The 12,031-nt window shown below is 40.8% G+C and carries 8 protein-coding genes, 1 tRNA gene and 1 pseudogene; 6 read left to right on the forward strand and 4 right to left on the reverse strand.

The window, feature by feature from the left end:
• Window positions 1-88: 88 nt before the first annotated feature.
• Window positions 89-163, forward strand: a tRNA-Gln gene (locus NH153_RS17170).
• Between the two features lie 348 nt (window positions 164-511).
• On the opposite strand, the gene NH153_RS17175 is transcribed toward NH153_RS17170, so the two are convergent.
• The gene (locus NH153_RS17175) at window positions 512-1,681 is read right to left on the reverse strand and encodes an FAD-dependent oxidoreductase (RefSeq protein WP_063706103.1); all 1,170 of its coding nucleotides are present in this window, start codon (window positions 1,679-1,681) and stop codon (window positions 512-514) included.
• A 258-nt stretch (window positions 1,682-1,939) separates the two neighbouring features.
• Between NH153_RS17175 and miaB the strand changes: the two genes are divergently transcribed.
• The 5 genes from miaB to lnt are packed head-to-tail and all read left to right on the forward strand — an operon-like array spanning window position 1,940 to window position 7,380.
• Window positions 1,940-3,385, forward strand: coding sequence for a tRNA (N6-isopentenyl adenosine(37)-C2)-methylthiotransferase MiaB (miaB, locus tag NH153_RS17180; RefSeq protein WP_063706105.1), 1,446 nt, complete (start codon window positions 1,940-1,942; stop codon window positions 3,383-3,385).
• Between the two features lie 49 nt (window positions 3,386-3,434).
• Window positions 3,435-4,487, forward strand: a complete 1,053-nt coding sequence (locus tag NH153_RS17185) for a PhoH family protein (RefSeq protein ID WP_063706108.1) — start codon at window positions 3,435-3,437, stop codon at window positions 4,485-4,487.
• Entirely contained in the window at window positions 4,484-4,939 is a 456-nt protein-coding gene (ybeY, locus tag NH153_RS17190) for an rRNA maturation RNase YbeY (RefSeq protein WP_036967379.1), read from the forward strand. The genes NH153_RS17185 and ybeY overlap by 4 nt, the downstream gene beginning before the upstream one ends.
• A 22-nt stretch (window positions 4,940-4,961) precedes the next feature.
• Window positions 4,962-5,846: a CNNM family magnesium/cobalt transport protein CorC gene (gene corC / locus NH153_RS17195; RefSeq protein WP_063706110.1), complete on the forward strand. Its 885-nt coding sequence runs from the start codon at window positions 4,962-4,964 to the stop codon at window positions 5,844-5,846.
• Entirely contained in the window at window positions 5,827-7,380 is a 1,554-nt protein-coding gene (lnt, locus tag NH153_RS17200; protein ID WP_205630234.1) for an apolipoprotein N-acyltransferase, read from the forward strand. The genes corC and lnt overlap by 20 nt, the downstream gene beginning before the upstream one ends.
• Before the next feature lie 51 nt (window positions 7,381-7,431).
• Here the strand turns inward: lnt and NH153_RS17205 are convergent, their stop codons facing one another.
• From NH153_RS17205 to NH153_RS17215, 3 genes and pseudogenes are all read right to left on the reverse strand, one after another.
• A complete protein-coding gene (locus NH153_RS17205; protein ID WP_063706114.1) occupies window positions 7,432-8,346 on the reverse strand; it encodes a hypothetical protein in 915 nt (304 codons plus the stop codon).
• 488 nt (window positions 8,347-8,834) lie between these two features.
• On the reverse strand, window positions 8,835-9,455 hold the full coding sequence (locus NH153_RS17210; protein WP_058584966.1) for a hypothetical protein: 621 nt from the start codon (window positions 9,453-9,455) through the stop codon (window positions 8,835-8,837).
• Between the two features lie 8 nt (window positions 9,456-9,463).
• A pseudogene (locus NH153_RS17215) lies at window positions 9,464-11,839 on the reverse strand (exonuclease domain-containing protein).
• Window positions 11,840-12,031 lie beyond the last annotated feature (192 nt).

The following is a 12,031-nucleotide window of genomic DNA, read 5'->3' on the forward strand; positions in this document are numbered from 1 at the left end:
AGGTTCCAGTAACTTCGGTTGTGAGAGTTCAAGTCTCTCCTTCCGCACCATGTTCTTAAGTAGAACTAAAACTCTTCAAGTTTAGCGTTGGGATATCGCCAAGCGGTAAGGCAGCAGGTTTTGATCCTGCCATTCCCAGGTTCAAATCCTGGTATCCCAGCCAACTACTTACTTCCCTTTCAAGTTTCAAGTTTCAAGTTTCAAGTTTCAAGTTTCAAGTTTCAAGTTTCAAGTTTCAAGTTTCAAGTTTCAAGTTTCTCCAAAGTATATTCGGTAATTTTATACCAATTCGCTTAATTAAGTAGTCTATTTTGAGGCAATAAAAACTCGTTGATAACAAGGCAAAAATTTCGTTATTTAGTTGTTCTAAATCAGAAATTTTTAACGCAGGTAGCGACAGGTTTAATCCCTCAAAATGATTAAGTATTATTGCGGATTGGTATTAGCATAAAAAAACGGGCTAATTTTCATTACCCCGCTTCTTTGTCTTTAGTACGATTAATTTTTACGATTAACTTAATGTCCCGCTAATCGCATACTTTAAAACCCAATTTTTTGCAGGGCCTGTGTTATTAGCAAGCTTTAAAAACTTACTGCGCACCCAGCTTAATGGCTTTATCTCGTTTGAAAAACCAAAGTAACATGCATCCATCATACTCATCATTAGTAAATTAGCGTGGCGGCGTTTTTTCTCGTAGCGCTTCAATAACGCTTGCTGACCAACATCAGGTTGATCTGCCAAAATATCTGCCAGTGCAACGACGTCTTGAAAGCCTAAGTTCACGCCTTGCCCAGCGAGCGGGTTAATTGTATGCGCCGAATCACCAACTAAAACTAAACGACCGTGCGAATAATCATTAGCGTGTTGGCGTGCAAGTGGAAAAACAGCATGCTCAAGCAGCTCAAAGTCGCCCGGTAGTTCAGGAAAATGCGCAATGAGGTTTGCTTTGAGTTGCTCATTCGACAATGTTTGCCACTGCTTTAAAACCGCAGCATCGTGATAACAAATTAAATTAGCATAAGGCGCTTGCATCGGTAGAAACGCTACGGGTCCGGTTGGCTTAAATTGTTGCCACGTTTTTACTTGCTGCGGGGCATCTAACTTAATTAATACGCCCATGCAGTGCTGACCATATTGCCACCCCGTCACACCTAAGCCAGCTTTGCTTCGCAATTGTGACTGTCCACCGTCTGCTGCAACAACTAAATCGGCGGAATATTGAGTATCGCCATAATGTAAGGTGATTGAATCAGCCGTTTGTGTAATATCCGTGATGGCTGACGTTTGCTCTATCACTTCGATGTTGTATTTTGAAAATTGCTGCCAGAGACTTGCTTGAATTAAATTATTTTCGATTAAATGACCTAAGTGCGTTTCGCCAATTTCATGGCAATCAAACAATAAATTCTCACCTTGTTGTTGGTAGGCTTCAAGTTGTTGATAAGGCGCAATGCGATTTTCTCTTAGCAATGGCATGGCACCAAGGTCATCGAGTAAATTTTCTGAAAAACGATTAATAGCCGAAATGCGAATATCGACCTTATCTGAGCTAAGAATATGATCGGCATCGATAAGGTGCTTTTCAATAACGGTGACATCCCTACCCTGTTTTGCCAGTTTTACCGCTGTAGCAGCACCGACCATGCCACCACCGACAACAATTACCTTATTTTTATTCATTTAATATTCGCTCATTTGGCTATTTAAATACGCGACAAATTGTAACGTAATTCAATAATCAGTGTCAGTGCATTTACTGCTTAAGAATTTCAAAACAGTGACTTGTTTGATTTCACACCACAAAGATAAAAACTATACTTGGATCTGTGCGGGTATCCAGCTAAAATACGCGTCCTTTAAGTCGGCATACTTGCCACTTAATCCTGTTTCTAACACATTTTTGTGTCACTACCGAATTGAAAACGAGGCTATATTTCAATGAGTAAAAAGCTGCATATTAAAACCTGGGGTTGTCAGATGAACGAGTACGACTCTCAGAAAATGGCTGATCTACTAGATGCGACTAACGGCTATCAGTTAACTGAAGAAGCTGAAGACGCTGACGTGATCTTACTCAATACTTGTTCAATCCGTGAAAAGGCACAAGAAAAAGTATTCCATCAGCTTGGCCGTTGGAAGCTATTAAAAGATGACAAACCTGACTTAATCATTGGTGTTGGTGGTTGTGTTGCATCGCAAGAAGGCGACTCTATTCGTCAGCGTGCGCCGTTTGTTGATGTAATCTTTGGCCCGCAAACATTACACCGCTTACCTGAAATGATTAAGCAAGTACAAAGTGGCGATAGCACATCGGTCGTTGACGTTTCATTCCCAGAAATCGAAAAGTTCGACCGCCTTCCTGAGCCAAAAGCTGAAGGTCCTTCTGCATTTGTATCAATTATGGAAGGTTGCTCTAAATACTGTACATTCTGCGTAGTTCCTTATACTCGTGGTGAAGAAGTAAGTCGTCCACTTGATGACGTTTTACTTGAAGTCGCACAACTTGCAGAGCAAGGTGTACGTGAAGTAAACCTACTTGGCCAAAACGTAAATGCGTATCGTGGTGAAACACACGACGGCGAAATTTGTTACTTCTCTGACTTATTACGTTATGTAGCAGCGATTGACGGTATTGACCGTATTCGTTACACCACTTCACACCCTGTAGAATTTACACCAGATATCATCGATGCTTATGCTGATGTGCCTGAGCTTGTTGATCACCTACACTTACCAGTGCAAAGTGGTTCAGACCGTATTCTTAACCTTATGAAACGTGGTCATACTGCAATCGAGTACAAATCGACAATTCGTAAGTTACGTAAAATTCGCCCTAACCTAAGCATGTCATCAGATTTTATCATTGGTTTCCCTGGCGAAAGTAAAGCTGACTTTGAAGCAACCATGAACCTTATCAATGATATCGGTTTTGATATGAGCTTTAGCTTCATCTACAGTGCGCGCCCAGGTACGCCTGCTGCTGATTTACCAGATGACGTAACAGAGCAAGAGAAAAAAGAGCGTTTATACGTATTACAAAACCGCATCACGCAAATGGCGCAGCAAATTAGCCGCCAAATGTTTGGTACTGAGCAACGTATCCTAGTTGAAGGTCCTTCTAAGAAGAACCCAATGGAATTACGCGGCCGTACTGAGAACAACCGTGTAGTTAACTTTGAGGGCCCTCATTCAGTGATCGGTCAATTCGTTGATGTTCGTATCACTGAAGCACTGCCAAACTCTTTACGTGGTGAATTAATTCGTACAGAATCAGAAATGAACTTACGTCGCGATGTGGCACCTTCAGCAATTCTAAGTAAAGCAGCTGAAGCAGAGGCCGCTGCGGCCCCTAACGAAATTGGCGTTGCTACTTTCGTACCTTAGGGTGACACTTGGTGCAGGCACCGCCTGCACCCATCAATAGGAAGCAATTTTGAGTAATCAGTTAAAAACATTAGAGATTTATTTAGAACCCGCCGACAACAAACGCCTTTCATCTTTATGTGGTCCGTTTGACGAAAACATTAAGCAAATTGAGCGCCGCATCGGTGTCGAGATTGCTCACCGTGATAATTTCTTCAGAGTAACCGGTAAACTGCACCTTGCAGCAGCGGCTGTTGAGATACTAAAAAACCTCTATATTGACACTCAACCGATTCGCGGCCTGATTGGCGAAATTGAACCTGAAGCCGTGCATTTGGCTATTAGCGAGTCAAATGCCTTAGAACAAGATGAAAACCCAGGTGTATACGGTAAAGACATCGTAATCAAAACTCGCCGTGGTGTAATTAAACCACGTAACGACAACCAAGGCGTGTATGTCGCGAATATACTTCATCACGATATAACATTTGGTATTGGCCCTGCTGGTACAGGTAAAACCTATTTGGCGGTTGCTGCGGCAGTTGATGCCTTAGAGCGTCAAGAAATTCGCCGTATTCTACTCACCCGTCCGGCGGTTGAAGCAGGTGAAAAACTAGGCTTCTTACCTGGTGATCTAAGTCAAAAAATCGACCCGTATTTACGCCCTTTATACGATGCATTATTTGAAATGCTTGGTTTTGAGCGCGTCGAAAAACTGATTGAGAAAAACGTGATTGAAGTTGCGCCCCTTGCCTACATGCGTGGTCGTACACTCAATGATGCGTTTATCATTCTTGATGAAAGCCAAAACACCACTGCTGAACAAATGAAAATGTTCTTAACCCGTATCGGTTTTAATTCAAAAGCAGTGATCACCGGCGATATCACGCAAGTCGACTTACCGCGCGGTGCTCGCTCAGGCCTTCGTCATGCTATCGAAGTATTAAACGGTGTGGATGAAATTAGCTTTAATTTCTTCCAATCACACGATGTCGTGCGTCACCCCGTTGTTGCCCGTATCGTTGAAGCCTATGAGCGCAATGATGAAGCAGAACGATTAAAGCGCGCTGAAAAGCAACGAGCTAAAGAAGCACAAGCAAACCAACAAGAAGCAAACTCGTGACCGAATTAGATTTACAAATAGCCTGTGAGTTTGACAACTTACCAAGCTTTGAACAATTTCAACTTTGGGCTGATAAAGCCCTCAGTCATTATCGTGAAGACGCAGAACTGACTATTGTGATCAGCGATGAAGCACAAAGTCAGCAGCTCAATAATGATTACCGTGGCAAAGATAAACCGACTAATGTCTTATCTTTTCCATTTGAAGCACCACCGGGTATTGAGTTACCTTTAGTGGGTGATTTAATCATTTGTCCGGCCATTGTTTTAGCCGAGTCAATTGAGCAAGAAAAGACCTTTCACGACCATTTTGCCCATATGGTTATTCATGGATGCTTGCATTTACTTGGATTTGACCATATAAAGGACGAAGATGCACTCGAAATGGAAAGCATAGAAAAGCAATTACTTGCCGATCTGAACATCGCTGACCCATATCGAGACGATATTTAAATTAACGGAGCAATTAGACGCAATGAGCGACGACAACTCGCAAACTAGCCAGGGTTCTTCTGGCAAAACGTGGCTGGGCCGCATAGCCCAAATGTTGCAAGGGGAACCCCAGAATAGAGAAGAGCTGGTAGAAGTAATTGCCGATGCGCAAGAACGCGACCTTATCGACCCTGAAACCAAAGAAATGATTGAAGGGGTACTAGGTGTATCAGAGCTAAAAGTGCGGGATATCATGATCCCTCGCTCACAAATGGTAACCTTAGAGGTTGATACACCTTTAGAAGAGCTATTACCTATGATGGTTGACTCAACACATTCACGTTTTCCTGTGGTGTGTGAAGACAAAGACCATGTAGAAGGTATTCTCCTCGCAAAAGATTTATTACCGCTTATCTTAAACAAAGATGAGCAGTTACCTTCATTACGTGGCTTTCTACGCCCAGCTGTCGTTGTGCCTGAAAGTAAACGTGTAGACACGCTGCTTAATGAGTTCCGTCAACAGCGTTACCATATGGCTATCGTTATTGATGAGTATGGTGGTGTGTCTGGCCTTGTGACCATCGAAGATATTCTCGAAATCATCGTGGGTGAAATCGAAGACGAACACGACGAAAGCGAAGAACAACAAGATATTCGCCAAGTTGCTAAACACGTTTATGCGGTGCAAGCACTGACAGAAGTTGACGACTTCAATGAATATTTTAAAACCGGTTACAGCACTTCAGATGCTGACACCATAGGGGGTATTGTTTTACACGCATTTGGTCATATGCCAAGCCGTGGTGAAACAATCGAGGTAGAAGGCTTACAGTTTAAAGTCACTAACTCTGATAACCGCCGCATCTTACAATTGCAAGTCACCATTCCAAAGGCTGATGATAACGACAGTGAAGAAACTGCTAACTAACCTAAGCCACCTTGCAAAAGATAAAAAAGCCTGGCTCGCACTTGTTGCGGGCCTCTTTTTAACCCTAAGTTACGCTCCCTATAACCTTTGGTTTTTAACCTTTCTATCTCTTGGTGCTCTACTCTACTGTATTAATCCACTGGCAAACGGTAAATTAGCCGCAAAACAAAGCGCTAAATATGCCTTTTTATTTGGTTTAGGCTGGTTTGGCGCGGGTATTAGTTGGGTGCATGTATCAATAGCGACCTTTGGTGGCATGCCATTAATCGCATCGATGTCGTTAATGGTGTTGCTATGTGCTTATTTAGCTCTGTATCCTGCATTAGCCGCTTGGCTGACTACACGCCTTGCTAAAGGCCCATACAGCTTTATCTGTTGGTTACTTGCCGCTGTAGCCACTACAGAGTACTTACGTGGCACATTGCTGACAGGCTTCCCATGGTTGAGCTTTGGTTACACACAAACCGATAGCCCACTCAATTTTTTAGCCCCAGTAATCGGCGAGTTTGGTATCACACTGGTATGCGTGCTTATTGCTTTTGCTTTATATCGCCTAGCTAATAAAGATGGCAAACCTCTTATCGCCTCTGTAGTCTTCCTAGCAGGCTTATATGCGATTGCAAGCAGCACTCAGCTACATCACCAAGACAAAACCATAAAAACTGTACTAGTGCAGGGTAATATTAAACAGCATCTTCGCTTTGAGCCGTCTGAGTTTTGGACGACGATGAGCAAATACCAAGATATGACTCGCCTGCATTGGAATGCTGATTTAATTGTCTGGCCAGAAGCTGCAGTTCCTGAGCTTGAAGCTTTATCAACCGAGTATTTAACAGGCCTTGATAGTGCTGCCACGTTTAATAACACCGCACTCATTACCGGTATTGTTGACTATCAATACGACACGCGTAACATTTTTAATACGCTCATTGTGCTGGGTAAAAAAGAGCATGATGACAGTGAAGGCCACTATCAATATTTAGGTAAAAACCGCTATCAAAAGCATCAGTTATTACCCATTGGTGAGTTTGTGCCGTTCCAAGACTTCTTACGCCCTATCGCACCACTGTTTGATTTGCCTATGTCATCCTTCACTCGAGGTGATGAAGTGCAAAACAATTTACGTGCAAATGGCTTAAATATCTTACCGGCTATTTGCTATGAAATTGCCTTTGCTGATTTAGTTCGTGGTAATTATCGCAGTGACTCCGACATCTTATTCACGGTGAGTAACGATGCATGGTTTGGTGACTCGCATGGCCCGCATCAACATATGCAAATAGCGCGTATGCGCGCCCTAGAGTTACAGCGCCCGCTAATTCGCGTGACGAATAATGGTATTAGTGCCGTTTACGACCCCATCACTAAATCACAATTGGCTATGCCGCAATTTAAAGCGGATGCACTCGAAGCCAATATCTCGTTAATTAAAGGCGATAGCATTTATAGCCAATATGGCAATTGGCCGGTATGGATTGTAGTGATATTACTCGGTGCTGTTGGTGTGCTTGTTAGGGTTAAAAACAACAAATAAAAGTTTAGACGACAGTTAAAGAGTGGTAACTCCACTCTTTAACTTATAACGCTAGCATTGATAAGTGTATATTTTGTTATTTCCCTTCGTTTTGGTTTCCACAACTCGGCAACTAACTCCCCCCTCTAGTGAACTAGAGTATCTTTCAAACTTGGCATGTTCATTTCTTTCGCTCTCATTTTTATCTTCGCTCTTAGCATTGGCAAATATAAAATCATGACCACTAATTTCGTCATGGTTCAAAGGAATTGAGTTTTTAAATCCATCTCGCCCACCTAAAATATTAAATGACTTAATTACTGGATTTAGTGTTACGCTAATAAAGCCATTTAGGCTTTTAGCAAAATCATCACTATAAAAGTTTATACGAACATATAGCTTTAACTTATTCATATTCGGAAATTTAATTGTTCCCTTAGTTGGTAATAAAATTTTTGCTAAAGCTGATGTCTCACCCGCAAAATAAAAGTCATAAACATCATTTCTAAAATAACTGGCAAGCAAAAAGTCATAGGGACTTCCCTTGACTTCAATCTCCTTTCCTAACGGGGAATTATCATTTGCATTGGTATTAGTTTGCTTAGGGGTTGATATATTACGTTGAGTACTTTGCCCATTTTTAAGCATACTCTTTTCAGAAGCACGCGTTATTACACGTACTAACTCTTTGCGGTATTCATAGAGAAGGTCTAAATCAAAAAGTTCATCATTACTAAGCTCAGACAAAGAAACATTAACTACTGACTCACCATACCGATCTTCAATGAAGTGAGTATCGTATTTTAATGCTGTTTCATTAAGCATATCGACCACAATAACAACTTTAGTATCAGAGTTAACGCTTAACCTTGCGATCTTGTCTTTTTGATGTTGAGAGCAATTATTGCAGATTTCAACTTCTGCCTGACCAAAAGCAGACAAAGATATTCCCGAAAAAATAATAAACAATAATATTAGTTTGTACATTCAAAAATCCTTTTAGTAATGCAACTTTAAAATAACCAAATAAAAGAAATAACCTCATTTTCAGAAGGTTTTCTGAGGGCTATAGGAGTTCATTTTAAAAAATGAGATGAGGCTTTACTACTTCAACAACAAAAGACCCAAAAAGGGTACTGATGAATTTGTACAGCTATTGAACAATTTTGTCAACGCAAGATTAGCTAGCTATTACACTGCAACGTGCATGTTCGAAAGAGCAAATTACTTTAAAAGTTTCAGCTACTTTACCTTCAATAAGGTTTGCGTTGAGGTTAATCTATTCAACTACTTTAGCAGGCAATTAAAAAAGGCTTCTTAATGATGGGCTGATACTTTATTAGGGATCTGAATACTCAGATCCCTTTTTTATTTCAACGTGAAATCAAATGCTTAGCCATCAAGATATGTCGAAAATTACATTCGAGAGCAGGTATATCCTCATTAAAAACAATAGGTTAGTAGGTCTACTGTAATTAATGGTGTGAGGTGTAGTACCAATTGTCTGCGTATTTTATTATTTGAGTTACATCTTCTTCATCTAAATCCGCATAGCTCCTTGGGTCGCCGCCGTCAGGGACATATAAAAAACCAGAATAGTTGTCCAATATCCCTCTAAAGGTGTAGAAGAAAACGTATTTCGAACCGTCGATATCTTGAACCACAATCTCATTTCCGCCCATTGATATTTTTGAATACTCAGAGCCTAGTGCTATTAACGATGAATTATGTTGTACATTAGAGACAAGCTCGCCAGAGTAAACCCTTGCGACGACTTCTTGACGTTGAGATTCATATAAGTGGAAATCTGCATTTATCCAGAGCTTCGTAAACGGAACAAACTCTAGTACAGCAAGGGCAACCAATTGGACTGCTAAGGGAATTGTTGCCAACCACCTAATTTCTTTGAACTTAAAAAGACATGAAATGCTAAAACCGAGTCCCGTTAAAAAGACAATAAATACCACAAGCATCAACGGCATCATCAAGAAAGGAGTTATCCAATCAATGATTGACCATTGAAATGCCATTATTAATATAGCGAATGCCGACACCCCGACAGCTAGCTTAGCTCTGTTCTCTATTCCTTTAATCATTGACTTCCTTATTGTAAGTTTTTAATTTTGCTCGCGACTGTAAAGTCTAGAATATCTTCTATTGTATATTTCTTATCTGTAATGCCAAGCTTTTGAGCTGGTGTTGTTGCTTCCTGATACAGTCCTTTGTTTTTAAGTGACTTTTCGTCGGTCAATACGTAGTTGTTGTAGACCCTCAATATCTCAATAATCATAACCGCCCATTTAGGGTTGTATGAAGCGTAGCCATTCCATCGTTTACTGTTTGTGGCTGATGTTATTGGTCGCTCGAACATATTGATTCGGCGGCGTATCATTTGAAAGTAGTTATCAACTCCATATGTAGATACATCTAACAAATTCTCAGATAGCGTTTGGCTAACAGATATAGCGCCATGAAAGCCTACTAATGGTTTTACTTGAACAGAATGTCTAGATTTAGGAAATGGATGAACTAACCACTCTGATTTAGCCGATCCTGATTCAATAGTACGTTTGTGCATCTCGGCAGCCCAATATTGTTGCGATATTTGAGCTAGTTTTTCTCTATCAACTTTGGCCCTCTTTATGTCGCTCATAGTAATCCCATGCTTAAGAAGAACTTGTTCTGACCAGGCACGCTTGTCTTGCATTTGGCTGGCATTGTTCCTTTCTGCTTTTACAAGCACAGGGTAGAGTTTGCTGGCCGCAATCTGTTCTTTCATCACTAACCCAATACCAAGTTCAAAGCCTTCGTCGGCATCTGCGAATAAACGAGTGTAACGCGCCTCATTTACGTACTGTTTTATCACTTCAAGGTGTGCCATGAGAGAATAAGTTTGTTGCACTAGTAAATTTTTATTTGGTGCTTTCAGAGGCAGGGTATCATCAACGTCATCAGTTTCGACTTCTTGATTGGATAGAACGTACTGACCATACCTTCTCTTGTGTTCAGGCTTCTTAAGATCACTACATCTGCTAATGTCTCTTTTAATTACTTCCCAGTCTGAGGTGGTGTCGAAGTTAACTGTACTAGCAAATACAAATCGAGTTTTATTGTCTACCGTTGAAGTATTTACCAGTTTCGTAGGGCGACTGTCCTTCTTATCACTCCAGTTAGACAGGTAGTGCTGCCTGTCCATACTAACTTCTAGGGTTTTGCCTTTTAAAGCCTGAATGTTGTTCTGTATGTGCCAACGGTCAAACTCAACACACTGGTTAAAGAAAAACTCGATACGGTGGTAAATTAAAGTGATAGGCACATCCAAAATTTCTTCCATTCTGTTGACGATACCTTTGTTAATAAGCATTCTGAACAATATTCCATTGATATCAGCTCTCTTTTGACCATACTCAGCGTTCAACGGTACGTTGAAAGGATTGTGACAGGCATTGCATTCAATCCTTTGGGCTTCTCGATACTTCAATGACTCTACTGTTGACGGTACTGTGCCTCTTAAGGTGTAACGCTTAGGCTTATCTAACCAATTTACCACCGCATTTCGACATGGCCTAGTTCGTCGTCGTGATGTTTCAAGTTTCTTATCAGGGCAACAAATCTCTTTATTGGAAAATATTTGCTTTTGCCTATTTGACTCTTCAACGAAAGCTTTGTTGTTTATCAGTTTTGTACTTGTGCCGCAGATGATGCAAGTTAACACGCGACCTATCTTTGTTTTAGTAAACCTATAATCATTACCTAACCCTCGCATTATAGAGCCATCAGCTTTGCGTTTGGGATTAAGTGCGGCTACACCATAGTTTCGGCAGTTTGGGTTCTTACAGTAGTTAAGCTGAATAGCTTTACCAGTGATAGGATCTTTGTAGGCTCTTGGGATTGGAAAGGCTGTAGGCTCGACACGTTCATTTTGATGCGGTGTCTTCGCAAGTGGTTTGTCACTCGAATAATGAAACTTCAGGTACAGCTCCGCTGTAATAAAGGCATCTATTGCGGCACCGTGTGATTTTCTTTCAGTAATGTCTATACCATAACGTATGCAAGCATTATCTAATTTGACCCATTTCCCATAGTTTTCCCTATTGGCAAAATCCCTCATCAAGCAAGATACGTCGTAATCTCTATTGAAGACAATATCTAGTCCACATCGATCAATTTCTGATTGCAGGAAATCAACATCAAATTCTGAATTGTAAAAGGAAAGTCGTGCACCATCTATGAACTCTAGAAATTCTTCAGCTATTTGGCAGAACGTTGGCTTATCAAGCAAAAATGAATCTTCAATTTGGTGTACCGCGTGGGCTTCCGACGTACTCTTCTTACCTTCAGGGTTTTAGAAGTAGTGGAAGATGCTGCCTGTGATATCGCCATCAATTATTTCTACGGCAGCAAGGTTAACAATGCGATGCTTGCCCTTGCGTGGAGACAAGCCAGTTGTCTCTGTATCTATTATTACTACTCTGTCCATTGATCCCCCTAGCGATCAATTCTAGTAATAATTAGAAAAATTTCAATTAACTACTTAAGCTATTGAATATATAGAAAATACATCTGCTCGCGAATGTTTTTTTTGCGTAAGTTTTAATGTTAACCCTATGATTTTATGTACATAAATAAAAAGGGATCTACATATGTAGATCCCTAATAAAGTATCAGCCCA

Origin of the sequence: Pseudoalteromonas gelatinilytica (assembly GCF_001641615.1) — a bacterium.
Classification (GTDB): domain Bacteria; phylum Pseudomonadota; class Gammaproteobacteria; order Enterobacterales; family Alteromonadaceae; genus Pseudoalteromonas; species Pseudoalteromonas gelatinilytica.